Below are 26197 nucleotides of genomic sequence, written 5' to 3' on the forward strand. Positions count from 1 at the left end.
ACGCGGACACGCCCTAGGAGAGCCATGACCGACACCGACCGGCGGGCCCGCCCCTGCCGGCCCCTCGACACCCGGCCGGCCCGCTACCCCACGGTGGCCCAGGCCGAGACCGCGGCCCGGCGGCTCGCGCTGCGCCACCCGCAGCGCTGCCGGCTGCGCGAGGTGGGCCGGTCCCGGGCCGGGCGCCCGCTGCTGCTGCTGTCCGTCGACCGGGGCCCGCGCGCGGTCCTGGTCGTCGGCGGCCCGCACCCCAACGAGCCGATCGGCACGGCCGGCGCCCTGCGGCTGGCCGAGGTGCTGCTGGCGCGCCAGGCCCGGCCCGGCCTGTCCTGGCACCTGCTGCTCTGCCTGGACCCGGACGGCGCCGCGCTCAACGCGGGCTGGCTGGACGGACCGCTCACCATGCGCCGGCACTACGAACACTTCTTCCGTCCCTCCTTCGAGGAGCAGCCCGAACTGCTGCCGGCCGCCGACGCGGGCCGGCCCCCGATGCCGGAGAGCCTGGCGCTGACGGGCCTGATCGACGAGCTGCGCCCGTTCCTGCAGTGCTCGCTGCACGGGGTGGACTTCGGCGGCGCCTTCATCCAGCTGACCTCTCCGGTGCCACGGCTGCCCGAGCTCTTCGCCTCCTCGGTGCGCCGTGCCGGCCTCCCGCTGGACGTCGACCCCTTCGACGCGCTCGGCTGGGCCAGCCCGTCCCCCGGCACGTACCTGATGCCCGCGGCGGACGGCGCCGGCCGCTCGCGGGTGCTGCCGGACGAGCCGGAGCTGTCCACCTGGTCGTACGCCCGCCGGTACGGCGGGGTGACGGCCGTGCTGGAGGTGCCGATGTGGGCCGTCGACGCGGTCGGCGACGGCCGCCCGCACCCGGCGGTGGAGCGCGCGGTCGGCGCCGCGGCCCGGACGCTGCGGGAGCGCGCCGAGGAGCTCTCCGGACTGCTGGCCCAGGTGCCCGCGCACACCAGGGCGAGGTACGGCGCGCTGGTGCGCACGGCCGGGTTCACCCTGGAGGTCTGCCCGCCGGTGGCGGACGAGTGGCTGGCCCGCTGGTGCGCCGAGCCGCTCACGGTGTCCCGGGTGACCACCGCCGGGATCGTCGCGGCCCGGATCCCGCTGCGGGTGGCGTCGATGCTGCTGCGGTTGCTGGCGGACACCGGCGGTCCGGCGGTGGAGGCGGCCCGGGGCCGGGCCCGCGACATCGTCACCGAGAGCCTGGACCGGTTGCGCCACCGCTTCGGCGCCCGCTGGGTGCCGGTCCAGGACCAGCTGGCCCACCAGGTCCGCGCGGTGCTCACCGCCGCCGACTGCCTGCTCTGACCCGGGGCTAGCCCCAACTCACCTTCCAGGTGGCCGAGTTGTGGTCCCGGGTGCGCCGCGGCAGACACCGCGAGGGCCGGCCCGAGAGGTTCTCGGACCGGCCCTCGCCGGACGGCTCGCTCAGGCCGCTATCGGCCGCTGACTGCGGACCGCCTGGAGCAGCCCGACCGCGATCCACACCGCGAACATCGACGACCCGCCGTAGGAGACGAACGGCAGCGGGATGCCCGCCACCGGCATGATGCCCAGGCACATCCCGATGTTCTCGAAGGCCTGGAAGGAGAGCCAGGCGATGATCCCCGCGGCCACGATCGTCCCGTACAGGTCGGTCGCCTGCCGGGCGATCCGGCCGGCCCGCCACAGCACCACGCCGACCAGCACGATGATCGCCAGCGCCCCGATGAAGCCCAGTTCCTCGCCGGCCACCGTGAACACGAAGTCGGTCTGCTGCTCCGGCACGAACTGCCCGGTGGTCTGCGTCCCGTGGAACAGCCCCTTGCCGGTCAGCCCGCCCGAGCCGATCGCGATCCGGGCCTGCGCGGTGTTGTAGCCGACGCCGGACGGGTCCAGCTGCGGGTTGGCGAAGGCGGCGAAGCGGTCGATCTGGTACTTGCTCAGCACCCCGAGCTTCCAGATCGCCACGCACCCGCCGGCGCCCGCCAGCAGCAGCCCGAGCACCCACCGGTTGGCCGCCCCCGAGCCGAGCAGGATGCCCAGCACGATCGAGGCCATCACCATCACCGAGCCGGCGTCCGGCATCAGCAGCACGATGCACATCGGCAGGCAGGCCCAGACCAGGCCGCGGAACACCGCCCGGTGCGAGGGGAACTCCCGCTCCCCCGCGTCCACCTGGTCCGACAGCACGACCGCCATCGACAGCACGATCGCCAGCTTCGCGAACTCGGCCGGCTGGATCGAGAAGCCGCCGCCCAGCTGGATCCAGGAGTGCGCGCCGTTGATGGTCGAGCCCAGCGGGCTGAGCGTGGCGAGCAGCAGCAGGATCACGCCGACGTACAGGAACGGCACCAGGGTGCGGAAGCGCCGACTCCCTATCCCTATCACCACCGCGCACAGCACCAGCCCGACCACCAGGTTGGTCAGGTGCCGGTACAGGAAGTACTGCGGGTCGCCGTGGGTGAGCGAGTCCCGCCCGCGGGTCGCCGACCAGACCAGCAGCGAGCCGCCGAGCGACAGGGCCAGCGCGGCGAGCAGCAGTATCCAGTCCAGCCGCCACAGCGGGGAGTCCTTGGCCAGGGCTTTGGAGACCCCGCTGCGCTGCGGGGTCAGCCGCAGCTGCCGGTACGAGCCGTAGGAGGTCATGCCCGCCCCCTTCCCGGGCCGCGGTTCGGTTCGAGTGCGGCGTCGGCCGCGGTGCCCGGAGCCGGCCGGTCGGTCGGCTGCGGCGGGTCGAGGAAGGCCGATGCCGGGGCCGGCCCGCCCTGCACCGCGTCCAGCAGGGCCGGGGTCACAGCGGCCGGGGCCACGCCGGCCGGGGCCGGGTCGACGGTGTAGGCGGCCGGCTTGACGATCGCGGTGCCGTCCGCGTTGAACTTCGGCAGTTCGGCCTGCGGCGCGGGCAGCAGCGCCTTGCCGTTGTCGATGGCGCCCTTGTCGTCGACGCCGTACAGCGCCTGGTAGATCCGGCGGACCGCGTCACCCGAACCGCCGGAGCCGGTGCCGCCCTGGCTGATCGTCATGACGACCGCGTAGTCCTTGCTGTACGTGGTCAGCCAGGAGGTGGTCTGCTTGCCCTCGACCTCGGCGGTGCCGGTCTTGGCGTGCAGCTCGATCTTGTCCTGCGGCCAGCCGGCCCCGGCGAACTTCCAGGCGGCGGTACCGCTGGTGATGACACCCGCGGTGGCCTGGTTGATGTAGCTCAGCAGCTTCTGGTCGCCGGGGAACTTGGCGTCCTCGTGCGGGGCGATCTCGCGGACGAGATCCCCGCTCGGGCTTATCACCGCCTTGGCGATGGTCGGCCGGTAGAAGGTGCCGCCGTTGGCCAGCGCCGAGTAGATCCGGGCCATCTGGACCGGGGTGACGAGCGTGTCGCCCTGGCCGATCGCGAAGTTGGCGGCGTCACCGGCGCGCATCTGGTAGCCGTCGACGCAGTTCTCCTTGGCGATCTGGTCGGAGAAGCTGTTGCCGCCCTGCGCCGCCTGCTTGCACCAGGCGTCCTTGTTGTTGTCGTAGAAGGACTGCTTCCACTGCCGGTCCGGCACCCGGCCGGTGACCTCGGCGGGCAGGTCGATGCCGGTCTTGGCACCGAGGCCGAACTGGTGGGCGGTCTTGAAGAACCAGTCGCCCGGGTCCTTCTTCGGCTTGATGCCGCCGTCCTTCAGCCACTGGTCGTTCGCCAGGCCGTAGAAGACGGTGTCGCAGGAGACCTCCAGCGCCCTCTCCAGGGTGATGGAGCCGAAGCTCTCGCTCTCGAAGTTCTTGAACTCGCGGCCGCCGATGGTCACGCTCTTCGGGCACGCGTACGTCCCGTCCAGCGGGTAGCCGGCCTCCACGGCGGCGGTGGTGGAGATGACCTTGAAGGTCGAGCCGGGGGCGGACTGACCCTGTATGGCCCGGTTCAGCAGCGGGAAGTTGGAGTCCTTGCTGTTCAGCGACTGGTAGTCCTTGCCGCTGATGCCGCCCACCCAGAGGTTGGGGTCGTAGGTCGGCGCGCTGGCCATGGCGACGATCCGTCCGGTGTGGACGTCCATCACCACGGCGGCGCCGGAGTCGGCCTCGTAGTTGCGGTTGGTGACCTTGTCGAAGGTGTTCCGGGCGTCGGAGATGGCCTGCGCCAGGTTGTCCTCGACCACCTTCTGCACCCGGGCGTCGATGCTGGTGACCAGGTTGTTGCCGGTCTGCGGCGCCGCGGTGCCGGCGGTGCCGATCACCCGGCCGAGGTTGTCCACCTCCAGCTGGGTGATGCCGGCGGTGCCGCGCAGGTCGCGGTCGTACACCGACTCCAGCCCGGCCCGGCCGATCTGGTCGGCCGGCAGGTAGCGGTCCAGGCCGCTCTTGTCGGCGGTCTTGCTGACCTCGTCGTCGGTGACCGGCGAGAGATAGCCGAGCACCTGGGCCATGTTGGCGCCCTCGGCGCCGGTGTAGCGGCGCACGGCGGTGGGCTGCGCGGTGACCCCGGGGAAGTCCTCGCGGCGCTCCATTATCTGCATCGCCTGCTGGGTGGTCGCCTCCTTGGTGACCGGGATCGGCTGGTAGGGCGAGCCGTTCCAGCAGGGCTGCGGGGTCTTGGCGTCGCAGAGCCGGACCTTCTCCTGCACGTCCTTGGCGGGCATCCCCAGCACGTCGGCCAGCCGGCCGAGCACCGCCTTGCCGCCGTCCTTCTGCTGCAGCAGCGAGGTGCGGCTGACCGAGACCACCAGTCGGGTCTCGTTGCCGGCCAGGATCCGCCCGGAGGCGTCCAGGATCTCGCCGCGGACGGCCGGTTCGACCACCTCGCGGATGTGGTTGCCGGTCGCCTTGGCGGTGTAGACGCTGGCGTTGCGGATCTGCAGGTACCACAGCCGCCCGCCGAGGGTGGCGAGCAGCGACAGCACCAGGATCTGCAGCACCACCAGACGGATCGTCACCCGCCGGGTACGGCCGGTCTCGGGGATGTTGCTCACGTCTCGTGCGCTCCAGGATGCGGGAAGTCGGGAGGTCGGGGTCCGGACCGGTGACGGGCGCCGGGCCGGTTACGGGCGCCGGGCGAAGCCGGGCACGCGCCGCTTCTTGTAGGACGGGCCGGCCGAGGCCTCACGCGTGGTGCGGTAGCGGGCCAGCGTGCCCAGACCGGGGCCGCCCTCGTCGTCGTCGCTGGCGGCGCTCACCGGGTCGCGCCCGAAGCGGCGGCCGATCAGCATCACCAGCGGCACCACGAACGGCGCCAGCAGCAGGTCGTACAGCAGGGCGCTGACCACCAGGCCGCCGAGGCCGACGTGCCGGGCCGCGGTGTCGCCGACCAGGGCGCCGACCATCGCGTACAGCAGGGTGGAGGCGACCGCCGCGCCGGCCACCGCCAGCAGCGCGCCGGACACCGACCGCTGGCGGCCGTGGTCCGGGCGCAGCAGCCCGGCGGCGTAGCCCATCAGGCAGAGCACCAGCGCGTAGCGGCCGATCGCGTGGTCGGAGGGCGGCGCGAGGTCGGCCAGCAGGCCGGCCGAGAAGCCGACCACGCAGCCGCCGGACGGCCCGTAGACCATGGCCAGACCGACCACGACGAGCAGCAGTATGTCCGGGGTGGCCCCCGGGAGCTGGAGCCGGCCGAAGACGCTGACCTGGAGGATCAGGCCGAGCAGGATCAGGACGGCGGAGACGGGAATGCGGGCGAGGCGCATGGCTCAGTTCCCCCCAGTGGGCTTGGCGGGCGGGGCGGCGGGCGTGGCCGGGGCCTGGGTGGGGGCAGCCGGGGCCTGTCCCTGGGCGGGGGCCGGCGGCAGGACGCCGTCGCGCGGGTCGCTGCGCGGCGGCACGACCACCACGCCGACCAGGTCCAGCCGGGTGAACTGGACGAAGGGCTCGACCATGATGGTCTTGGTCAGCTGGCCCGGGGTGGCCTCGACCTCGACCACCTTGCCGACCGGCACGCCGGGCACGAACGGGCGGCCGCTCTGCGAGCCGAAGGTGACCAGCCGGTCGCCGGCCTTGACCTGGGCCTTGCCGTTGAGCAGCGAGACCTTCATCGGGCTGGTGCCGCCGCCGGAGGCGAAGCCGATCTCGCCGGTGCCCTCCAGCCGGGTGCCGGCCGAGAAGCCGGGGTCGGAGGCGAGCAGCACGGTGGCGGTGGTCGGGGCGACGGTGGTGATCCGGCCGACCAGGCCCTGGCCGTTGATCACCGTCATGTCGCGGGCCAGGCCGTCGTCGCTGCCGGCGTCGATGGTGATGGTCCAGGAGAAACCCTGGGCCGGGCCGATCGCGATGACCTGGGCGGCCTTGACGGTGTAGCCGCCGGCGCCGGCGGTGCGCAGCAGGTCGTCGAGCTGCTTGGTGCGCCCGGTGGCCATGTCGGAGGAGGCGAGCTTCTGCCGGAGTTCGGTGTTCTCGCGGGTGAGCTGGTCGGTGCGGCCGTTGTTGCCGGCGGCGTCGCGGAAGGCCCGGACGGTGTCGGCCACCGGGTCGACGAGGGTGGCCGCGCCGCGCTCGACCGGGCCGAGGACGCCGGCGGCCGCGCGTCGGGCACCGCCGAGCGGGGAACTCTCACCGCCCTTGATGTCCACGGTGATGAGTGCGAAGGCGACGGCCACCAGCAGGATGAGCAGCAGCCGGCTCTCTCGTGTGTCCCTCACGGTGCTGGTACTGCCCCTTCGTACCTGGCCGACCGCCCGGGCGGTGGGGCCCGGGCGGTCGGCCCGTTCAGTTGAGTGTCGGATGTCTCGTCGGTACTAACGGCGCGGGTGCGCGTCCAGTACCTGCTGGAGCGCCTCGAACTCCTCGACGCACTTGCCGGAGCCGAGCGCGACCGAGTCGAGCGGGTTCTCGGCGATGTGGATCGGCATGCCGGTCTCGCGGCGCAGCCGCTCGTCGAGGCCGCGCAGCAGGGCGCCGCCGCCGGTGAGCACGATGCCGCGGTCCATGACGTCGCCGGCCAGCTCGGGCGGGCACTGGTCGAGGGTGGTCTTCACAGCGTCGATGATCGAGTTGACCGGCTCGTCGATGGCCTCGCGGACCTCGGCGGCGGAGATGACCACGGTCTTGGGCAGGCCGCTGACCAGGTCGCGGCCGCGGATCTCGGCGTGCTCGTCCTTCTCGCCCTCCAGGCCGAAGGCGCTGCCGATGCTCATCTTGATCTGCTCGGCGCTGCGCTCGCCGAGGAGCAGCGAGTACTCCTTCTTGATGTGCTGGACGATCGCGTTGTCCAGTTCGTCGCCGGCCACCCGGATGGACTGGGCGGTGACGATGCCGCCGAGGGAGATGACCGCGACCTCGGTGGTGCCGCCGCCGATGTCGACGACCATGTTGCCGGTGGCCTCGTGGACGGGCAGCCCGGCACCGATGGCCGCGGCCATCGGCTCCTCGATGATGTGCACCTGGCGGGCGCCGGCCTGCGAGGAGGCCTCGATCACGGCGCGGCGCTCGACCCCGGTGATGCCGGAGGGCACGCAGACCACGACCCGGGGGCGGGCGAGGTAGCGGCGGCGGTGGATCTTGAGGATGAAGTAGCGGAGCATCCGCTCGGTGATCTCGAAGTCGGCGATCACGCCGTCCTTGAGCGGGCGGATGGCGACGATGTTGCCCGGGGTGCGGCCGATCATCTTCTTCGCCTCGGCGCCGACCGCCAGGATGCCGCCGGTGTTGGTGTTCACCGCGACGACGGACGGCTCGTTGAGGACGATCCCCTTGCCCCTGACGTACACCAGCGTGTTGGCAGTTCCAAGGTCGATCGCCAAGTCGCGGCCGATGAACGACAGGTTGCTCGCCATGGGGTGTAGGTGCCTTCCCGGGCTCGGAGTTCATGGGGGTTGGACGGAAGCGCGCCCACGCTTGGGCGGAGACCAGCTGAGCTGCCTGACCGGGCCCTTGAGTCGCGTCCATCGTAGTCACGCCGCACGGCACGGACGTCGACGCGGGGCATACCGTCCATTGTCCGGAGCGTGATCGCTTCTCCGGGCATTGGGACGCCGTGTCGGCGTCCCCAGTTCCCTATTTCACGATAAGAATGCCCCGGCCGGGCCAATGGTCCCGACCGGGGCAGTGCCAAGGTCCCTCGGGCGTGCAGCCCGGCCTGGCTCAGGCGTGCGCCGGGAAGAAGATCTTGATCTCGCGCTCGGCCGACTCCGGGGAGTCGGAGGCGTGGATCAGGTTCTCGCGGGTGATCGTCGCGTAGTCGCCGCGGATGGTGCCCGCCCCGGCCTCCAGCGGGTTGGTCGCGCCGGCCAGCATCCGGATGCCGCGGATGACCTCCTCGCCCTCGACGATCAGGGCGATCGACGGGCCGGAGGTCATGAACTCCAGCAGCGGCTCGTAGAACGGGCGGCCGACGTGCTCCGCGTAGTGCTGCTCCAGCGTCGCCCGGTCGAAGGTGCGCAGCTCGACGGCGGTGAGCCGCCAGCCGGCCTTGCGCTCGATGCGGCTGATGATCTCGCCGGCCAGGCCACGCTGGACGGCGTCGGGCTTGAGCAGGACGAGAGTGCGCTGGGACACGGTGCGTCTCCTGGGGATTCGGTTCGGCAGACAGTCGGGCCGCCAGGCGGGAGCCGACACGCAGAGATTACCTTGCGTGAGCGGCGTGTCGGCCCGCCGGTCCGGGCGCTAAGCCTGTACGGCGGCCGCCTCGGCGGCGGCGCGGGCGGCCTTGAACTCGTCCACCTTGCGGCCGTAGTGCACCGAGCACCACCACAGGCCGGCGAAGACCACACCGAGGACGAACATCGTCGGAAGGATGAAGCCGCTGGCGATCAGCCCGATCTGCAGCGCCCAGCCGACGGGCACCGCGCCGGGGCGGTTGATCATGCCGCACAGCGCGACGCACAGCGCCATGGCGATGCCGCTGACGATCCACACCGTGGCCGTGGAGACGTCGGAGAGCTGCATCGCGACCAGCGCCGCGAAGAGGATCAGCAAGGCCTCGCCGATCAGCGTCGAGGAGCAGAGCGTCCTCATGTCACTTCCTCCCGAGCAGCAGGCGGGCCTCGCCCACCGTGATGACCGAACCGGTGACCAGCACCCCGGCGCCGCCGAGGTCGCCCTCCTCCTCGGCGAGGGTGACGGCGGCGGCGATGGCGTCGTCGAGCCGGGGCTCGACCTGGACGCGGTCCCCGCCGAAGATCTCGACGGCCAGCGCCGCCAACGCGTCGACGTCCATCGCGCGGTGGGTGGTGTTCTGGGTGATGACGACCTCGGCGAGGATCGGCTCGAAGGCCTCCAGCACGCCGGCCACGTCCTTGTCGCCGGAGGTGCCGATCACGCCGACCAGCCGGGTGAAGCCGAAGGACTCGCCGAGGGCGGCGACGGTGGCGCGGGCGCCGTGCGGGTTGTGCGCGGCATCCAGGATGATCGTGGGGCTGCGGCGGACGACCTCCAGGCGACCGGGCGAGGAGACACCGGAGAAGGCCTGGCGGACCTTGTCCACGTCGAGCTGCCCGCCGCGGGCGCCGCCGACGCCGAAGAAGGCCTCGACCGCGGCCAGCGCCAGCGCCGCGTTCTGCGCCTGGTGCTCGCCGTGCAGCGGGATGAAGACGTCCTCGTACTCCTCGCCGCCGAGGCCACGCAGCGTCACCAGCTGGCCGCCGACGCCGAGCTCACGGCGGATCACGCCGAACTCCATGCCCTCGCGGGCCACCGTGGCGTCCACCTCGACGGCGCGCCGCAGGATGTTCTGGGCGGCGTCCAGCTGCTGCTGGGCGACGACGGCCACCGAGCCGGGCTTGATGATCCCGGACTTCTCGACCGCGATCTCGCCGGTGGTCTCGCCGAGCTTGTCGGTGTGGTCCAGCCCGATCGGGGTGATCACGGCGACGGCGGCGTCGATGACGTTGGTGGCGTCCCAGGAGCCGCCCATGCCGACCTCGACCACGGCGACGTCCACGGGGGCGTCGGCGAAGGCGGCGTAGGCCATGCCGGTCAGCACCTCGAAGAAGGACATCGGCACCGGCTGCTGGGCGTCGACCATCCGCACGTACGGCTCGATGTCGTTGTAGACCTCGACGAAGCGCTCGGGGGTGATCGGGGCGCCGTCCAGGCTGATCCGCTCGGTGACGCTCTCCACGTGCGGGCTGGTGTAGCGGCCGGTGCGCAGTTCGAAGGCGTTGAGCAGCTGCTCGATCATCCGGGCGGTGGAGGTCTTGCCGTTGGTCCCGGTGATGTGGATGGAGGGGAAGGACCGCTGGGGCTGCCCCAGGATGTCCATCAGCGCCTCGATCCGGTCGAGCGAGGGCTCCAGCTTGTTCTCCGGCCAGCGCTTGGAGAGCTCCACTTCGACGTCGCGCAGGGCGTCGCCGGTGTCGCCGTCGGCGGGGCGGAGGGTGTACGGGTTCGGGTCGGCCTTGTCGCTCACGACCACAGTCTACGGAGCGTTGGCGGGCCGTCCTCACGGGGTGAGAACGGCCACTTTGGGCAGACTTTCCAGTTTGCCCGCTTTACTATTGATTTAGCGATTTTGAACCGCAATGAAGCATCGATTCGCACCACCTGGAGCCGCACCGCCTTTGATCACGAGGAGAACCACGCCATGCCCGACGTTCTGCACGAGTGGATCGTGCTCCGCCAGGACGGCATCGTCTGGTTCGCCGGACTGGTCTCGCTGGCACTCGTCGGCTACATGGCCTTCGTCTTCGGACGCTTCCTCGTCTACTGGGCCGGCTCCCGGCACGCCTTCAAGCACAACCGGCCCGCCGAGCCCGGCGACCCGACCGCCTTCCGGTGGCACCTGGTCATCCCCTGCCGCGACGAGGAGGCCGTGGTCACCCAGACCCTGGCCGGCCTGCGCGAGAGCGCGCCCGAGGCCCACCTGTGGGTGATCGACGACGACAGCGAGGACGCCACCCGCGACCTCGTGCTCGCCGCCGCGGCCCACGACGACCGCGTCCACCTCGTCCAGCGCCGCCGCCCGCACGCCCGGATCGGCAAGGGCGCCGCCCTCAACGCCGCCTACCGCGAGATCTCCGCCTGGCTGCCCGAGGACACCGACCGCTCGCGCGTGGTGATCGGCGTGGTCGACGCCGACGGACGGCTCGACCCCGGCACCCTCGCCCAGGTCTGCAACGACAAGGCGCTCGCCCGCCCCGACACCGGCGCCGTCCAGATCGGCGTCCGGATGCGCAACGCCGACGACGAACTCCCGCTGCCCGGCCGCGGCCGCGCCGCCAACGCGCTCGCCCGCGCCCTGGTCCGGATGCAGGACGTCGAGTTCCAGGCCAACAACGCCGGCATGCAGCTGCTGCGCCGCCGCACCGGCAGCGTCGGCCTCGGCGGGAACGGCCAGTTCGTCCGCCTCACCGCCCTCGACTCGCTCACCGCCGAGGAGGGCCGGGCCGGGCGCCCCTGGCCCGAGCGCGCCCTGCTGGAGGACTACGAGTCCGGCCTCGACCTGCGTCTGGCCGGCTGGCGGCTCACCCACGTCGCCGAGACCCAGGTCTCCCAGGAGGGCCTGATCTCGCTACGCCGCTTCCTCACCCAGCGCACCCGCTGGGCCCAGGGCAACATGCAGTGCCTGCGCTACACCGGCCGGGTGCTGCGCTCCCCCTTCTACACCTGGGCCGGCAAGGCCGAGGTGCTCTACACCTTCCTGCAGCCGGTCGTCTGCGTGCTGCTGGTCCTGCTGACCCCGCTCTCGATCGGGATCACGGCGGCCGGCCTGGTGCTCTTCCCCGCGGAGACCGCCGACTTCCAGCTCCGGTTCGGGCCGTACATGCTGCTCGCCTTCGCGATCGCCACCGTGCCGATGGTGTTCTGGGGCTTCGCCTACCGCCGGCTCGCCCACCCCGACCGCCGCCGGCTCACCGGACTGCTCTGGGGCGTCCTGGTCTGGCTCTACGCCTACCACCTCTTCGTGGTCGCCGCCCGGGCCGCCGCCCGGATCGTGCTCGGCCGCAACGGCTGGGCCAAGACCCGGCGCAACGCCGAGAAGACCGCCCTCGGCGCCCCCACCGCGCTCGAGTCCTGAGCCCCCACCGCCCTCGCGTCCTGAGCCGCCCCACCCCTCGGAGCCTCCCCATGAGCATGCGCCTTCCTCCCGCCAGCGTCGCCGTCGTCCTCGGCACCCGCCCCGAGCTGGTCAAGCTCGCCCCGCTGATCCACGAACTCGGCGACGCCACCCGGCTGGTGCACACCGGCCAGCACTGGGACGAGGCGATGTCCGGCCGCTTCCTGCGCGACCTCGACCTGCCCCGCCCGGAGTTGCTCACCGGTGTCGGCGGCCGCCCCCGGGCCGGCCAGATCGCCCAGTCCCTCGGCCAGCTGGACGCCGCCTTCGCCGAGGACCGCCCCGCCGCCGTGGTCGTCCAGGGCGACACCAACGCCACCCTCGCCGGGGCGCTGGCCGCCAACGCCCGCGAGATCCCGCTGGTGCACGTCGAGGCCGGGCTGCGCAGCTTCGACCGGGCGATGCCCGAGGAGCACAACCGGGTGATGGTCGACCACGTCTCCGACCTGCTCTGCGCCGCCACCGGGGACAACGTCGCCAACCTGCGCGCCGAGGCCCTCGCCGAGGAGCGGATCGCGCTCACCGGCAACACCGTCGTCGAGGTGGTCCGCCGTCAACTGCCGACCGGGGCGGCCCGCGCCACGCTGCTCGCCGCGCACGAGCTGAGCCCGGACGGCTACGTCCTGGCCACCGCGCACCGCCCGGAGAACACCGACACCGCCGAGGCGCTCGGCGCCGTGCTGGCCGAGCTGGACCGGATCGCCCGGGCCGGCACCCCGGTGCTGTTCCCGATGCACCCGCGCACCCGGGCTGCCGTCGAGCGCTTCGGGCTGGACGCCCTGCTGGAGCGCCTGTCCGTCACCGGACCGGTCGGGTACGCCGACTTCCTGGGCCTGGCGAGCCACGCCGCGCTGCTGGTCTCCGACTCCGGAGGAGTGCAGGAGGAGTGCACCGTGCTCGGCCGCCCGCTGCTGGTGGTGCGCCGCTCCACCGAGCGCCCGGAGGCCGTCGCGGCGGGCTTCGCCGCGCTGGTGGGCCCCGGCGAGGAGCTGGGCGAGCTGGCCCGGACCTGGCTGGCCGACACCCCCGAGCGGCTCGCCCGGCTCGCGGCCACTCCGAGCCCGTACGGCGACGGCCTGGCCTCGGCCCGGATCGCCGCGCTGACCGCCGCGATCGCCGAACCGGCCGAGGCCGGCGCGGTCGACGCCGAGGCGCGGCCGCTGGCCGCCTAGGTCTGACCATTCCCGCCGAGCGCGCGACGCGAACGGTCAGACCCGCCCTGGGCCCCGGCGCCCTCTTGACAGCCGGATTGGTCTACTCCACCTTGTGAGGCAAGTCTCCTTTCCCAACAGGGACTTGAGTTGTCGGTAGCTCCCGCACGCGCACCATCGACACCCCGGACGGCGCTCCACCCCCACCACCCGGGCGCGCCGCCGGGCCTCCCCCACAGGAGATGGAGTCATGCCACCTGCCCGACACCGGCGCCCGCGCGCCGTCCACACCCTGCTCGCCGGGGCCGGCGCCGTCGCCCTGGGCCTGAGCGGGCTCGTCCTCGCCACCGGCCCCGGCGCCCAGGCCGCCGACCCCGACCTGATCACCAACGGCGGCTTCGAGACCGGCACCCTGTCCGGCTGGTCCTGCGGCAACGGCGCCGTCCAGAGTGCGACGGTGCACTCCGGCGGCTACGCCCTGCAGTCCACCCCGGGCGCGGGCGACACCGGCGAGTGCACCCAGACCGTCGCCGTGAAGCCCTCCTCGACATACACGCTGAGCTCCTGGATCCAGGGCTCGTACGTCTACCTCGGCGCCCGCGGCACCGGGGGCACCGACCCGGGCACCTGGACGAACTCCGCCGGCTGGAGCCAGTTGAGCACCACGTTCACCACCGGCCCGGGCACCAGCAGCGTCACCGTCTACCTGCACGGCTGGTACGGCCAGCCCGCCTTCCTCGCCGACGACGTCTCGCTGATCGGCCCGGGCGGTCCGCAGCCCTCCCAGAGCCCGACCGCCACGACCTCCCCGAGCCCGAGCCCGAGCCCGACGGCCACCGACACCGGCGGCCCCTCCCCCACCGGCAGCCCGACCGCCACCTCGACCGGCAGGCCGCCCGGCCTGCCCAAGCACATCCTGACCGGCTACTGGCAGAACTTCGACAACGGCGCCACCGTCCAGCGGATCAGCGACGTCCCGGCCGCCTACGACGTCATCGCGGTCTCCTTCGCGGACGCCACCAGCACGCCGGGCGGGCTGAGCTTCACCCTGGACCCGGCCCTGTCCTCCCGCCTCGGCGGCTACACCGACGCCCAGTTCAAGGCCGACATCGCGGCCAAGCGGGCGGCCGGCAAGAAGGTGGTGCTCTCGGTCGGCGGGCAGAACGGCACGGTGTCGGTGAGCGATCCGACCTCCGCGGCCAACTTCGCGAACACCGCCTGGTCGCTGATGCAGGGCTACGGCTTCGACGGCATCGACATCGACCTGGAGAACGGCGTCAACGCCACCTCCATGAGCCAGGCGCTGCACTCGCTCGCCGCGAAGGCCGACAACGGGTTCATCCTCACCATGGCGCCGCAGACCATCGACATGCAGTCGACCGGCATGGAGTACTTCAAGCTGGCGCTGAACGTGAAGGACATCCTCACCATCGTCAACATGCAGTACTACAACTCCGGTGCGATGAACGGCTGCGACGGCAACGTCTACTCGCAGGGCACCGAGAACTTCCTCACCGCACTGGCCTGCATCCAGCTCAAGGGCGGGCTGCGGCCCGACCAGGTCGGGCTCGGGGTGCCGGCCTCCACCAGCGCGGCGGGCGGCGGGTACGTCAGCCCGAGCGTGGTCGACAACGCGCTGGACTGCCTGGCCGGCGGCACCAACTGCGGCAGCTACAAGCCCGACACCACCTGGCCGGGCATCGGCGGGGCGATGACCTGGTCGACCAACTGGGACGCCAAGGCGGGCAACCCGGTCGCGGGCACCATCGGCGCGCACCTGCACGCCATGCCGTGACGGCCCCCGCAGGCCCGGGGCGGGGTCTCAGACCCCGCCCCGGGCCTCCGGGACGTGCGCCCCGGGCCCGCCGTGGCGGCGGCGCAACTCGGCCGTGATCTCGGCCAGTTCGCCCTCGGGCAGCAGCGGCAGCATCATCGCGACGCCCTGCAGCAGACCGCCGAGCAGGAAGGTGGTGTCGGCGGTCGAGGCGACCAGGCCGCGCACCTCGGCCACCTCGCCGGCCGCCACCGCCTCGATCAGCAGGGCGGCGTTCGCGCTCTCCTCGTCCACCGCGACCGCGCCGCTGTCGGCCGGGGACCGGCGGGCCATCGCCCGCAGCACCCGGTCGCCGACCTCGGGCGCGTACGCCTTGCGGACGGCCTCGGCGGCGATCCAGGCGAGCAGGGTGGTCACCTCTCGTTCGGCGTGCTCGGCGAGGAGCAGGTCCAGCTCGTGGTCGAACGCGAGCTGGTTGCCGTGCCGGAACGCCAACAGCAGGGTCGCCGCCCTGGCCTTGGCTTCCTCCACCGCCTCCGCAGGCAGTTCGTCGGCCAACTCCTCGGTCACCACCACGCCATGCCCTCCCGTCCGTCGGCTCAGCAGGAACGCTCAGCAGAAGCACCTATCGGAAACTCCGTGCACACCGTACACATCCGACCTGCAAACTTCCGCGAAACCGCGCGGGCAAGACCGGAATGAATTCGGGCGGAATAAGACCTCACCCGGTCCAGGATGAATATTCGCCGGAAGGGAGCAATGTTTCTGGGCTATTAGGCGTAGTGCAATGAACACCCCACCGCGCCCGGGCGGTGACATCCGGAAACGCCCGAGGGGCCGCACCCCGCGCGTCGCGGAGTGCGGCCCCTCGCGGGCCGGTGCGGGCTCAGCCCTGCGGCAGCGCCGCGAGCTGGGCGGTGATCCGGGCGATGTCGACCTCGGCGGCCTCCTGGCGCGCCTTGATCTTGGCGACCACCTCGTCCGGCGCCTTGGCCAGGAAGGCCTCGTTGCCGAGCTTGGCGGTGGTCTGGGCCTTCTCCTTCTCGGCGGCCGCGAGGTCCTTGGCGAGGCGCTTGCGCTCCGCCGCGACGTCGATGGTGCCGGAGAGGTCCAGCGAAACGGTGGCGCCGGCGACCGGCAGCGAGGCGGTGGCCGCGAAGCCCTCCTCGGGGACGGTCAGCTTCAGCAGCGAGCGGATCGCGTCCTCGTGGACGGCCAGCACGGTGCCGTCCAGCTCCAGCCGCGCCGGGACGCGCTGGCCCGGCTTGAGGCCCTGGCTCACGGCGAACCGGCGGACCTCGGTGACGACCTGCTGCAGCGTGGCGATCTCCGCCTCGGCCTCGGCGTCGCGGTAGCCGCCGTCCTTCGGCCAGTCGGCGATGACCAGCGACTCGGCGCCGGTCAGCGTGGTCCACAGCGTCTCGGTGACGAACGGCACGATCGGGTGCAGCAACCGCAGCGTGACGTCCAGGACCTCGCCGAGCACCCGGCGCGCGGCGTCGGCCTGCGGGCCGCCCTTGGCCAGGGTGGTCTTGGAGAGCTCGACGTACCAGTCGAAGACCTCGTCCCAGGCGAAGTGGTACAGCGCCTCGGAGAGCTTGGAGAACTGGTAGTCCTCGTACAGCCCGTCCACCTCGGTGACGGTGCTGTTCAGGCGCGAGAGGATCCAGCGGTCGGCCGGGGTCAGCTCCTCCGGCGCGGGCAGCGGGCCCTCGACGGTGGCGCCGTTCATCAGCGCGAAGCGGGTGGCGTTCCAGATCTTGTTGGCGAAGTTGCGGGCCGCCTGGACCCAGTCCTCGCCGATCGGCACGTCGACGCCCGGGTTGGCACCGCGCGCCAGCGTGAAGCGCAGCGCGTCGGAGCCGTACTTGTCCATCCAGTCCAGCGGGTTGACCACGTTGCCGAAGGACTTCGACATCTTCTTGCCGTTCTGGTCACGGACCATGCCGTGCAGCGCGATGGTGTGGAACGGCGGGGTGCCGTCCATCGCGTAGAGGCCGAACATCATCATCCGGGCGACCCAGAAGAACAGGATGTCGTAGCCGGTGACCAGGACGGAGTTCGGGTAGAACTTCGCCAGGCTCTCGGTCTGCTCCGGCCAGCCGAGCGTGGAGAACGGCCACAGGCCGGAGGAGAACCAGGTGTCCAGGACGTCGCTGTCCTGGTGCCAGCCCTCGCCGGTGGGCGGCTGCTCGTCCGGGCCGACGCAGACGACCTCGCCGCCCGGGCCGTACCAGACCGGGATGCGGTGGCCCCACCACAGCTGGCGCGAGATGCACCAGTCGTGCAGGTTGTCGACCCAGTCGAAGTAGCGCTTCTCCATCTCCTGCGGGTGGATCTTGACCCGGCCGTCGCGGACCGCGTCGCCGGCGGCCTGCGCGAGCGGGCCGACCTTGACCCACCACTGCATGGACAGCCGCGGCTCGATGGTGGTCTTGCAGCGCGAGCAGTGGCCGACGGAGTGCACGTACGGGCGCTTCTCGGCGACGATCCGGCCTTCGGCGCGCAGCGCGGCGACGATCGCCGAGCGGGCCTCCAGCCGGTCCAGGCCGAGGAACGGGCCGTGCACGGTGATGACCGCGCGCTCGTCCATGACGGCGATCGAGGGCAGGTCGTGCCGCTGGCCGATCTCGAAGTCGTTCGGGTCGTGCGCGGGCGTCACCTTGACGGCGCCGGTGCCGAACTCCGGGTCGACGTGGGCGTCGGCGACGACCGGGATCCGACGGCCGGTCAGCGGCAGCTCGATCTCGGTGCCGACCAGGTGCCGGTAACGCTCGTCGTCCGGGTGGACGGCGACCGCGGTGTCGCCCAGCATCGTCTCGGCGCGGGTGGTGGCGACGACGATCGCGTTGTCGCCCTCGCCGTAGCGGATCGAGACCAGCTCGCCGTCGTCGTCCTGGTACTCCACCTCGATGTCCGAGATGGCGGTCAGGCAGCGCGGGCACCAGTTGATGATGCGCTCGGCGCGGTAGATCAGCTCGTCGTCGAAGAGCTTCTTGAAGATGGTCTGGACGGCCTGGGACAGGCCCTCGTCCATGGTGAAGCGCTCGCGGGACCAGTCCACGCCGTCGCCCAGGCGGCGCATCTGACCGGAGATCTGGCCGCCGGACTCCGCCTTCCACTTCCAGACGCGCTCGACGAAGGCCTCCCGGCCCAGGTCGTGGCGGGACTTGCCCTCCTTGGCGAGCTCGCGCTCGACCACGTTCTGGGTGGCGATGCCGGCGTGGTCCATGCCGGGCTGCCACAGCGCCTCGTAACCCTGCATCCGCTTGCGGCGGACCAGCGCGTCGATCAGCGTGTGCTCGAAGGCATGGCCCAGGTGCAGGCTGCCGGTGACGTTCGGCGGGGGGATGACGATGGTGAACGGGGGCTTGTCGCTCTTCGCGTCGGCGGTGAAGTAGCCACGCTCCACCCAGCGCTCGTACAGCTCGCCCTCTACGTCCGCGGGGGTGTAGGTCGTCGGGAGGGTCGCTGCTTCGTCCCCGGCAAAGGTGCTCACGGGGCGCTGGTTCGTCGTGTCGGTCACGACGCACAGTTTACGTAACCGTGGGCGCGTGTTACGAACCGCTTTCGCTCCGCGGACGCGCACCGCCCGAACGGTTCGATTCCAGGCTCCGTACGGTACCGTTCCCGGGCACTCGTCCGGTCTCCGCGCGGGTGCGGAACACCTCAACACCACGACAGGCCGCGGGTGCGGCGGGGGAGCACGAACGCAGATGTACGGCCAGGGCCAGCAGTATCCGCAGGGACAGCCACAGCCTCAGCCGTACGGGGGGCAGCCCCCGTACGGTCCGCCGCAGCCGCAGCCGCCCTACGGCGCCCCGCAGCCCCAGTACGGCTACCCGCCGCAGGGCGGCCAGCCGTACGGCGCGCCCCAGCAGCCCTACGGCGCCCCGCAGCAGCCGTACGGCGTGCCGCCGCAGGCCCCGTACGGCCAGCCGGGCTACCCGCCGCCGCCGAAGAAGGGCCGGACCGGCCTGGTGGTCGGCCTGGTCGTCGGCGCGCTGGTGCTGGGCGGCGGCGGCTTCGCCGCGTGGAAGTTCCTCGGCGGCGGCGACAGCGGCGGCCAGTACAAGATCTCCGCGCCGCAGTCCCTGCCGGACGGCTACACCCAGAAGTCGGCCAAGGAGGAGGCCGTCGACCCGAGCAAGCCCGAGGCGGCGAAGTTCGGCAAGAACCTCAACGCGCTGGCGGCCAGCTACAGCAAGGGCTCCGACGCACTCGACACGCTCTCGGTGATCGGCGTCTACGGGGAGCTCAACGACCCCGACCAGATCATCGCCGACTCGAAGAAGGACACCGGCGGGCTGACCTGGTCCACGCCGATGACGGACTTCCCGGCGCAGGACGGCCACAGCTCCTCGGCCAAGCTCGCCTGCGGCGTGGCCAGCGTCATCGCGGGCAAGGCCGGGCCCACGGTCTGCGTGTGGGCGGACAAGTCCACCACCGGCCGGATCACCTTCAGCAAGATCAGCCTGACCGGCGGCGCCCAGGGGCTCGCCCCGGCCCAGGCCGCCGACAAGACCCGGGCGATCCGCGACGCGATGGTCGTCGCGAAGTAACCCGGACACCGTCCCCTTCCGCCGCCCGGGCCGCCGGCCGGCGCCCGCGCACCGCCACCAGAGAGAGTCTCGCGTGACCGAGCAGAACCCCTACGGCCCCCCGCCGCAGCCGGGATACGACGCACCGCCGCCGGCCGCCCCGGGCTACGGCGGCATCCCGCCGCAGGGCCCGCCGCCCGGCTATCCCCCGGCCGGCGAGCCCGGTGCCTACCCCGGGTACGGCGCGTACGCCCCGGTGCCGCCGCCGCGCAAGTCCCGCAAGACGCTCTGGACCGTGCTCGGCGTCGTCGGCGGCGTCCTGCTGCTGGGCGGCGGCACGCTCGCCTACCTCGTCTACGACGTGACCAGCAACGCGGGCACCGAGAAGATCGTCCTGCCGGCGACCTTCAAGGAGCTGACCAAGAACACCGACCCCCAGGTCACCGACAGCATAGAGAAGGAGCTCACCTCGGGCTTCGGCAAGGGCGACGGCAACTGGAAGCCCACCGGGGTGGGTGCCCTCTACCAGGACGCGCAGTCGCAGCCGCAGCTGGTCGCGGTCGGCGCCTACGGCAAGGTCCTGGCGCCGAAGCAGGAGCTGGACCAGGCGTTCACGGGCATCACCGCGAGCGGTCCGAAGCTCAGCGGCCGGCACGCGGTGGACGCCGGGCCCAAGGGCGGCACGATGGAGTGCGCCGTGGCCGCCGACAACGACACCACGATGGGCCTGTGCGCCTGGGCCGACAACAGCAGCATCGTCATCGTCATGAAGGTGGTCGACTCCGGCACCCAGCCGGACCTGGACAAGCTCGCCGCCGATTCCCGCGACCTGCGCGCGGTCGCCGAGGTGCCCAAGTAGTCCACGGCGTCCGGCACGGACGAAGGGGGCCCCGCACCGGTCGGTGCGGGGCCCCCTTCGTCCGTGCCGGACGCGGGTCAGGCGCTCTTCTCGCGCCGCTCACGCTTGATCATGTCGCGCGGGACGAGGGTGGGGATGGCGTGCTTGGAGACCACGTCCCCGGTGACCACCACGCGGGCGACGTCCTGACGCGAGGGCACCTCGTACATCACGGACATCAGCACCTCCTCCATGATGGCCCGCAGACCACGCGCGCCGGTGCCGCGCAGGATCGCCTGGTCGGCGATCGCCTCCAGCGCGTCCCGGGAGAACTCCAGCTCCACGCCGTCCAGTTCGAAGAGCTTGCGATACTGCTTGACCAGCGCGTTCTTCGGCTCGGTGAGGATCTGCAGCAGCGCCTCGCGGTCCAGGTTGTGCACGCTGGTGATCACCGGCAGACGGCCGATGAACTCGGGGATCATGCCGAACTTCACCAGGTCCTCGGGCATCACCTGGCGGAAGTGGTCGCTGGCGTCCGACTCCCGCTTGGAGCGGATGTTGGCGCCGAAGCCGATGCCCTTGGCGCCGGCCCGGCCCTCGATGATCCGCTCCAGGCCGGCGAAGGCGCCGCCGACGATGAACAGCACGTTCGTGGTGTCGATCTGGATGAACTCCTGGTGCGGGTGCTTGCGCCCGCCCTGCGGCGGCACCGAGGCGGTGGTGCCCTCCAGGATCTTCAGCAGCGCCTGCTGCACGCCCTCGCCGGAGACGTCCCGGGTGATCGACGGGTTCTCGCTCTTGCGCGCGACCTTGTCGATCTCGTCGATGTAGATGATCCCGGTCTCGGCCTTCTTGACGTCGTAGTCGGCCGCCTGGATCAGCTTGAGCAGGATGTTCTCGACGTCCTCGCCGACGTACCCGGCCTCGGTCAGCGCGGTGGCGTCCGCGATCGCGAACGGCACGTTGAGCATCCGGGCCAGGGTCTGCGCGAGCAGCGTCTTGCCGGAGCCGGTGGGGCCCAGCAGCAGGATGTTGGACTTGGCCAGCTCGATGGCGTCCTCGCGGCCGTTGCCGCCGCTGCGGCCCGCCTCGCCGGCCTGGACCCGCTTGTAGTGGTTGTAGACGGCCACCGACAGCGCCTTCTTGGCGAGGTCCTGGCCGACCACGTACTGGTCCAGGAACTCGTAGATCTCGCGGGGCTTCGGCAGCTCCTCGAAGCGCACCTCGGAGGTCTCGGCGAGTTCCTCCTCGATGATCTCGTTGCACAGGTCGATGCACTCGTCGCAGATGTACACGCCTGGTCCGGCGATCAGCTTCTTCACCTGCTTCTGCGACTTGCCGCAGAACGAGCACTTGAGCAGGTCGCCACCGTCTCCGATGCGTGCCACGAGGTGCTTCCCCTTCGCCAGGGGCCCCGCAGGGGTTCCGGGGCCTGGTGCTGTGGACCGTCAACGCCGACGGCGATCGGTCTCGCTATCCGACGGTACTCTGCCGGGCCCCTGATTCCGTCCTCTTCGCCGGGTCTGCCCTACGCCCTGGGCGAATTGATACCGAACAGATGCCGTTTACGGAGGCCGCCGATGAGCCCGAGCGGGGCGCGCACCCTGGTGCGCGCCCCGCTTCGGAGGATGCCGGCCTCAGGAGGTCAGCGAGGTCTTGCGGGTGGAGATGATCTGGTCGATCAGGCCGTACTCCAGGGCCTCCTCGGCGGTGAGGATCTTGTCGCGCTCGATGTCCTCGCGCACCTGCTCCACCGGCTTCTTGGAGTGCTTGGAGAGCATCTCCTCCAGCTGCTCGCGCATCCGGAAGATCTCCTTGGCCTGGATCTCCAGGTCGGACACCTGGCCGCGGCCGGTCTCGGTGTACGGCTGGTGGATCAGGATCCGGGCGTTCGGCAGCGCCATCCGCTTGCCGGGGGTGCCGGCGGCGAGCAGCACGGCCGCGGCGGAGGCCGCCTGGCCCATGCAGACCGTGGTGATGTCCGGCTTCACGTACTGCATCGTGTCGTAGATGGCCGTCAGGGCCGTGAACGAGCCGCCGGGCGAGTTGATGTACATCTGGATCTCGCGGTCCGGGTCCATCGACTCCAGGCACAGCAGCTGCGCCATGATGTCGTTCGCCGAGACGTCGTCGACCTGCGAGCCGAGGAAGATGATGCGCTCCTCGAACAGCTTGGCGTACGGGTCGTACTCGCGGATGCCCTGCGTGGTGCGCTCGACGAAGCGCGGGACGATGTAGCGGCCCTCGGCGCGCATGTCCTCGACGCGGGCCTGGGCGGCCGACAGGCTGGGGATGTTCATGGGGGTCCTTGTCCTCCGGGGCGTTGTGGCTGTCGTCTCGTGGGCCGGGCCGAGGCTCAGGCGCCCGTGCCGCCGCCGCCGGGGACGTCCGCGGCGCTGTGCATGATCGCGTCGATCAGGCCGTACTCCAGGGCCTCCTCCGGCGTGAACCAGCGGTCGCGGTCGGAGTCCCTGGTGATCTGCTCGAAGGACTGGCCGCTGTGGAAGGCGATCAGCTCGGACATCCGCTTCTTGGTGCGCAGCAGCTGCTCGGCCTGGATGCGGATGTCGGTGGCGGAGCCGCCGAGGCCTGCGGAGGGCTGGTGCATCAGGATGTTGGCGTTCGGCAGCGAGAAGCGCTTGCCCTTGGCGCCGGCGGTCAGCAGGAACTGGCCCATCGAGGCCGCCATGCCCATCGCGATGGTGACGACGTCGTTCTTGATGTACTGCATGGTGTCGTAGATCGCCATGCCCGCCGAGATCGAACCGCCCGGGGAGTTGATGTAAAGGAAGATGTCCTTTTCCGGGTCCGCGGCCAGCAGCAGCAGCTGCGCGGTGATCTTGTTGGCGATGTCGTCGTCGACCTGCTGGCCGAGGAAGATGATCCGCTCGTTGAGCAGCCGGTTGTACACCTGGTCGCCCAGGCCGCCGAGCACGTCACCAGAGGCGGCGTGCGGCGCCATCGGGCCAGGCATCTGCATCTGCGGGAACGTCACTTAGCCACCTGCTCAGTCGATTTGGAGGGCCGTTCCACGGCTCTCACGGTGTCGCACAGCTTCCGGGTATCACGGTGTGATTGTTGCTGTCCAAGGACCCTAACGCGCAGGCCGGGCCGCAGAATCCCTCACGCAGAACTGTTCGCTGTGAGCGCAGGGTCGCGACCGCACCCGGTGGGACGACAGCGGGCCCGGACACCGTACGGTGTCCGGGCCCGCTGCGGGCCTCAGGGGCTACCGGGGCACTCAGGCCTCGGTCTTCTCCTCGGCGGCGGTCTCCTCGGCGGTGGCCTCGACGGTCTCGCCCGTCTCGTCCTCGTCGTCGAAGTTGATCTCGTTGCCCTCGGTGTCGACGACCTTGGCGGCCTCGACCACGGTGGCCAGCGCCTTGCCGCGGGCGACCTCGCCGACCAGCAGCGGCACCTGGCCACCCTGGACGACCTGCTGCGCGAACTGGTCCGGGGTGAGACCCGAGCCGGCGGCGCGGCGGATGAGGTGCTCGGTCAGCTCCTCCTGGTTAACACCCAGCTCCTCGTCGGCGACGATCTGGTCCAGGACGAACTGGGTCTTGATGCCCTTCTTCGCCTGCTCCTCGATCTCGGCCTCCCACTCCTCGCGGGTCTTGCCCTGGGTCTCCAGGTAGGTGTCGATGTCGAGGCCCATCGGCTGGAGCTGGTGGTGCTCCAGGTTGTGCTTGCGGGTCTCGATCTCGTCCTTGAGGAGCTTCTCCGGGAAGTCGATCTCGACCAGGCCGAGCAGCGCGTCCAGCACCTTCTCCTGGGCCTGGGTGGCCTGGTCGTACTCCTTCATGCGCTCCAGGCGCTTGCGGGAGTCGGCACGCAGGTCCTCCAGGGAGTCGAACTCGCTGGCCAGCTGGGCGAACTCGTCGTCCAGCTCGGGCAGCTCCTTCTCCTGGACGGCGGTGACGGTGACGGTGACCTCGGAGGTCTTGCCCGCCTGGGTGCCGCCCTTGAGCTCGGTGGAGAAGGTGGCGGTGCCACCGGCCTCCAGGCCGGTCACGGCGTCGTCGATGCCGTCGATCAGGCGGCCCGAGCCGATCTCGTAGCTGACGCCGTTCGCGGTGCCGTCCTCCGGCACCTCGCCGTCGACCTTGGCGATCAGGTCGACGACCACGATGTCGCCGGCGGCCGCGGCGCGCTCAACGTCCTTGACCGAGGAGAAGCGCTCGCGCAGCTGCTCCAGGGACTTCTCGACGTCCTCGTCGGAGACGGCGATCGGGTCGACGGCCACCTCGATGGAGGCGAAGTCGGGAAGGGTGATCTCCGGACGGATGTCCACCTCGGCGGTGAACTTCAGGTCACCGCCATCGGCGATGGTCTCGACACCCTCGATGTTGGTGATGTCGGGCTGGCCGAGGACCTCGATCTTGCCCTCGTCGACGGCCTGCGTGTAGAAGCGCGGCAGGGCGTCGTTGACGGCCTCCTCCAGCACGGCACCGCGGCCGAAACGCTGGTCGATGACGCGAGCCGGGATCTTGCCCTTGCGGAAGCCCGGAACCGTGACCTGCTGGTTGATCTTCTTGTACGCCGCGTCGAGGCTGGGCTTGAGCTCCTCGAAGGGCACCTCGACGGTGAGTCGAACCCGGGTCGGGTTCAGAGTCTCGACGGCGCTCTTCACGGTTAGGTCTCCTATGGGCTTGCGGTCAGGTTGCCTCCGCCGTTCCCGGCCGCCGGCCGAGGCCGTACGAGTGGGTCGGGCGAGACGGGCGATGGGCGGTTGGAGCAACATCTCCCGTGGGGGGTGAGCGGTGAGCGTGACTCCTCGCCCTCGTGCGGTTGACCTGGGTTGACGCCACAGGGACTACCGCCAGCGGCCCATCCTACCGGTACCACGAAAGGCGGACGCCAGGCGCCACCGTACCGCCCCAAGTACCGCCCCAACAGAACAGGGCCCCGCCCCGGTGGGCGAGACCCTGCCGCACTGTCGGGGTGACCGGATTCGAACCGACGGCCTTCCGCTCCCAAAGCGGACGCGCTACCAAACTGCGCCACACCCCGTGGTGCCGAGAGGAAGCGTACACGTCGGGCCCTGGCGGCTCGCCGACTTATTCGGGGGTGGTCCGAAGGAGTGCGCGGGAAATGCGGTGTGCACGGAAGCGGCCGGACCAGGTACGCTGTTCCCCGAACTTCCGGCCGGCAACGTCCGGGGGATCACGCGGGCGTAGCTCAATGGTAGAGCCCTAGTCTTCCAAACTAGTCACGCGAGTTCGATTCTCGTCGCCCGCTCGTCAGACCGGCCCCGGTGCGTCTCCACGCACCGGGGCCGGTCGCGTTTTCAGAGGCCGAGCCGGCCGGCCCGGGCGGCGGCCCGGCCGAGCAGCTGGTGGACGTCGGCCTCCCGGGTGGTGGGGCGGTCGTTGTACTCGTCCGGGGAGTGCGCCGGGCGGCCGGTCGCGTGCAGCACCTCCATCAGCTGGACCCGGGCGGTGCGGACGGTGGCCGGGGTGCCGTAGCCGTGCGCGAGGACGGCGGCCTGGGCGCCGAGCAGGCAGACCCGGCCGCGGGCGTCCCACATCGCGCCCTGCAGCCAGCCGTGGGCGCCGATGTAGCGCGAGGCGAGCCGCAGGTGGTCGGCGGCGCTGACCGGCACCGGGCGGGCCGGGCGGCACAGCACCCGGTCGAGCAGGGTGGCCCGGGGCGCCGGGTGGCCGGCACACCAGGGCCGTACGGCGGTGCCGTGGGGGCAGACGTACGGCGCCGGGAGGCGTACGGGGGCGGGCAGCGAGGCGAGGTAGGCCTCGATCTCGGCGACCAGGCCGGAGCCGTCCGGGTGGACCAGGAGCGGCGGAGGGGGCGTCAGGCCGGTGCGGGGCATGCGGGTTCTCCAGGCGGACAGCAGGGCCCCGGCCGGTGGCCGTGGGCGATTCCGCCTCCCAAAATGGTGCATTCAAGACATTCCCGCGACCGGAGGGCCGGTCGCCCCCGGCG

At 71.5% G+C, this 26197-nt stretch carries 21 protein-coding genes and 2 tRNA genes; 7 read left to right on the forward strand and 16 right to left on the reverse strand.

Annotation, left to right across the window (positions count from 1 at the left end):
* Positions 1-24: 24 nt before the first annotated feature.
* Positions 25-1317, forward strand: a complete 1293-nt coding sequence (locus ACIOJE_RS09135; protein ID WP_280677115.1) for a M14 family zinc carboxypeptidase — start codon at positions 25-27, stop codon at positions 1315-1317.
* 120 nt (positions 1318-1437) lie between these two features.
* Here the strand turns inward: ACIOJE_RS09135 and rodA are convergent, their stop codons facing one another.
* The 8 genes from rodA to ACIOJE_RS09175 form a co-directional block, all read right to left on the reverse strand.
* The gene (rodA, locus tag ACIOJE_RS09140; RefSeq protein WP_280677116.1) at positions 1438-2637 is read right to left on the reverse strand and encodes a rod shape-determining protein RodA; all 1200 of its coding nucleotides are present in this window, start codon (positions 2635-2637) and stop codon (positions 1438-1440) included.
* Complete coding sequence (gene mrdA, locus ACIOJE_RS09145; RefSeq protein ID WP_400774540.1) at positions 2634-4937, reverse strand: penicillin-binding protein 2; 2304 nt, start codon at positions 4935-4937, stop codon at positions 2634-2636. The genes rodA and mrdA overlap by 4 nt, the downstream gene beginning before the upstream one ends.
* A gap of 69 nt (positions 4938-5006) precedes the next feature.
* Positions 5007-5648 carry a rod shape-determining protein MreD gene (mreD, locus tag ACIOJE_RS09150; protein ID WP_400774543.1) on the reverse strand — a complete coding sequence of 214 codons (642 nt, stop codon included), beginning with the start codon at positions 5646-5648 and terminating at the stop codon, positions 5007-5009.
* A 3-nt stretch (positions 5649-5651) separates the two neighbouring features.
* Positions 5652-6596 carry a rod shape-determining protein MreC gene (mreC, locus tag ACIOJE_RS09155; protein WP_400774546.1) on the reverse strand — a complete coding sequence of 315 codons (945 nt, stop codon included), beginning with the start codon at positions 6594-6596 and terminating at the stop codon, positions 5652-5654.
* A 96-nt stretch (positions 6597-6692) separates the two neighbouring features.
* Positions 6693-7718: a rod shape-determining protein gene (locus ACIOJE_RS09160; RefSeq protein WP_280677238.1), complete on the reverse strand. Its 1026-nt coding sequence runs from the start codon at positions 7716-7718 to the stop codon at positions 6693-6695.
* A 319-nt stretch (positions 7719-8037) separates the two neighbouring features.
* Entirely contained in the window at positions 8038-8451 is a 414-nt protein-coding gene (gene ndk / locus ACIOJE_RS09165; protein WP_280677122.1) for a nucleoside-diphosphate kinase, read from the reverse strand.
* 108 nt (positions 8452-8559) lie between these two features.
* Positions 8560-8910, reverse strand: coding sequence for a DUF4233 domain-containing protein (locus ACIOJE_RS09170; protein WP_280677124.1), 351 nt, complete (start codon positions 8908-8910; stop codon positions 8560-8562).
* A gap of 1 nt (position 8911) precedes the next feature.
* Positions 8912-10303, reverse strand: coding sequence for a folylpolyglutamate synthase/dihydrofolate synthase family protein (locus ACIOJE_RS09175; protein ID WP_280677126.1), 1392 nt, complete (start codon positions 10301-10303; stop codon positions 8912-8914).
* 174 nt (positions 10304-10477) lie between these two features.
* Between ACIOJE_RS09175 and ACIOJE_RS09180 the strand changes: the two genes are divergently transcribed.
* The 3 genes from ACIOJE_RS09180 to ACIOJE_RS09190 all read left to right on the forward strand — a co-directional run bounded on the left by ACIOJE_RS09180 (position 10478) and on the right by ACIOJE_RS09190 (position 14896).
* Complete coding sequence (locus ACIOJE_RS09180; RefSeq protein WP_400774548.1) at positions 10478-11911, forward strand: glycosyltransferase family 2 protein; 1434 nt, start codon at positions 10478-10480, stop codon at positions 11909-11911.
* Positions 11912-11961: 50 nt separating this feature from the next.
* Positions 11962-13122, forward strand: coding sequence for a non-hydrolyzing UDP-N-acetylglucosamine 2-epimerase (wecB, locus tag ACIOJE_RS09185; RefSeq protein WP_400774550.1), 1161 nt, complete (start codon positions 11962-11964; stop codon positions 13120-13122).
* Between the two features lie 229 nt (positions 13123-13351).
* The gene (locus ACIOJE_RS09190; RefSeq protein WP_400774552.1) at positions 13352-14896 is read left to right on the forward strand and encodes a chitinase; all 1545 of its coding nucleotides are present in this window, start codon (positions 13352-13354) and stop codon (positions 14894-14896) included.
* Between the two features lie 27 nt (positions 14897-14923).
* Here the strand turns inward: ACIOJE_RS09190 and ACIOJE_RS09195 are convergent, their stop codons facing one another.
* Both ACIOJE_RS09195 and ACIOJE_RS09200 read right to left on the reverse strand, forming a co-directional pair.
* On the reverse strand, positions 14924-15451 hold the full coding sequence (locus tag ACIOJE_RS09195) for a hypothetical protein (protein ID WP_280677134.1): 528 nt from the start codon (positions 15449-15451) through the stop codon (positions 14924-14926).
* Positions 15452-15761: 310 nt separating this feature from the next.
* Positions 15762-18401 carry a valine--tRNA ligase gene (locus ACIOJE_RS09200; protein ID WP_400774556.1) on the reverse strand — a complete coding sequence of 880 codons (2640 nt, stop codon included), beginning with the start codon at positions 18399-18401 and terminating at the stop codon, positions 15762-15764.
* A gap of 190 nt (positions 18402-18591) precedes the next feature.
* Between ACIOJE_RS09200 and ACIOJE_RS09205 the strand changes: the two genes are divergently transcribed.
* The gene (locus tag ACIOJE_RS09205) at positions 18592-19437 is read left to right on the forward strand and encodes a hypothetical protein (RefSeq protein ID WP_280677136.1); all 846 of its coding nucleotides are present in this window, start codon (positions 18592-18594) and stop codon (positions 19435-19437) included.
* A 73-nt stretch (positions 19438-19510) separates the two neighbouring features.
* The gene (locus ACIOJE_RS09210) at positions 19511-20275 is read left to right on the forward strand and encodes a hypothetical protein (protein WP_400774558.1); all 765 of its coding nucleotides are present in this window, start codon (positions 19511-19513) and stop codon (positions 20273-20275) included.
* A gap of 77 nt (positions 20276-20352) precedes the next feature.
* Here ACIOJE_RS09210 and clpX read toward each other — a convergent pair whose 3' ends face one another.
* The 5 genes from clpX to ACIOJE_RS09235 all read right to left on the reverse strand — a co-directional run bounded on the left by clpX (position 20353) and on the right by ACIOJE_RS09235 (position 25267).
* The gene (gene clpX / locus ACIOJE_RS09215; RefSeq protein ID WP_063347569.1) at positions 20353-21642 is read right to left on the reverse strand and encodes an ATP-dependent Clp protease ATP-binding subunit ClpX; all 1290 of its coding nucleotides are present in this window, start codon (positions 21640-21642) and stop codon (positions 20353-20355) included.
* A 249-nt stretch (positions 21643-21891) separates the two neighbouring features.
* Positions 21892-22554: an ATP-dependent Clp protease proteolytic subunit gene (locus ACIOJE_RS09220; protein WP_280677142.1), complete on the reverse strand. Its 663-nt coding sequence runs from the start codon at positions 22552-22554 to the stop codon at positions 21892-21894.
* 56 nt (positions 22555-22610) lie between these two features.
* Positions 22611-23228, reverse strand: a complete 618-nt coding sequence (locus ACIOJE_RS09225; RefSeq protein ID WP_360211667.1) for an ATP-dependent Clp protease proteolytic subunit — start codon at positions 23226-23228, stop codon at positions 22611-22613.
* Between the two features lie 267 nt (positions 23229-23495).
* Positions 23496-24887 carry a trigger factor gene (gene tig / locus ACIOJE_RS09230; protein WP_280677144.1) on the reverse strand — a complete coding sequence of 464 codons (1392 nt, stop codon included), beginning with the start codon at positions 24885-24887 and terminating at the stop codon, positions 23496-23498.
* Between the two features lie 306 nt (positions 24888-25193).
* Positions 25194-25267, reverse strand: a tRNA-Pro gene (locus ACIOJE_RS09235).
* A gap of 157 nt (positions 25268-25424) precedes the next feature.
* Between ACIOJE_RS09235 and ACIOJE_RS09240 the strand changes: the two genes are divergently transcribed.
* A tRNA-Gly gene (locus tag ACIOJE_RS09240) sits at positions 25425-25495 on the forward strand.
* 49 nt (positions 25496-25544) lie between these two features.
* Here the strand turns inward: ACIOJE_RS09240 and ACIOJE_RS09245 are convergent.
* Positions 25545-26084 carry a hypothetical protein gene (locus ACIOJE_RS09245; RefSeq protein ID WP_280677149.1) on the reverse strand — a complete coding sequence of 180 codons (540 nt, stop codon included), beginning with the start codon at positions 26082-26084 and terminating at the stop codon, positions 25545-25547.
* Positions 26085-26197 lie beyond the last annotated feature (113 nt).

The sequence above is a fragment of the Kitasatospora sp. NPDC087861 genome (genome assembly GCF_044742585.1).
Classification (GTDB): Bacteria; Actinomycetota; Actinomycetes; order Streptomycetales; family Streptomycetaceae; genus Kitasatospora.